The sequence below is a fragment of the Kocuria sp. ZOR0020 genome, from assembly GCF_000800955.1.
GTDB classification, from domain to species: Bacteria; Actinomycetota; Actinomycetes; order Actinomycetales; family Micrococcaceae; genus Kocuria; species Kocuria subflava.
Window position 1 is genome coordinate 1 of record NZ_JROX01000185.1, and the last position, 516, is coordinate 516.

1 protein-coding gene is annotated in these 516 nt (G+C 66.9%); it reads left to right on the forward strand.

The window, feature by feature from the left end:
* Positions 1-489: Hsp70 family protein (locus tag L979_RS11075; protein WP_047692274.1), on the forward strand; the 489-nt coding region annotated here is incomplete at its 5' end.
* Between the last annotated feature and the right edge of the window lie 27 nt (positions 490-516).

A 516-nucleotide genomic window follows, 5' to 3' on the forward strand; every position in this document is an offset into this window, starting at 1 on the left:
GACGCGAACGGCATCGTGCACGTGTCCGCCAAGGACAAGGGCACCGGCACCGAGCAGTCGATGACCATCACCGGTGGCACCTCCCTGTCGCAGGAGGACATCGACCGCATGGTCAAGGACGCCGAGGCCAATGCCGAGGCCGACAAGGCTCGCCGCGAGGCCGCCGACATGCGCAACAACGCCGAGCAGCTGGCCTACTCGACCGAGAAGCTCATCAAGGACAACGACGAGAAGCTCTCCGAGGACGTCAAGACCGAGGTCCAGGGCGACGTCGACGCCGTCAAGACTGCTCTCGAGGGCGATGACGACGACGCCGTGAAGTCTGCGGTCGAGAAGCTGCAGGGCTCCATGGGCAAGATCGGTGAAGCCGTCTACGCCCAGCAGGACGCCGGTGCCGAGGGTGCCGAGGGTGCTGCTGCCGGTGCGGCTCAGGACGACGAGGACATCGTCGACGCCGAGGTCGTGGACGAGGACGACGACAAGAAGTGACCGGTGGGTCCCGTCGGTGCCGCCCGC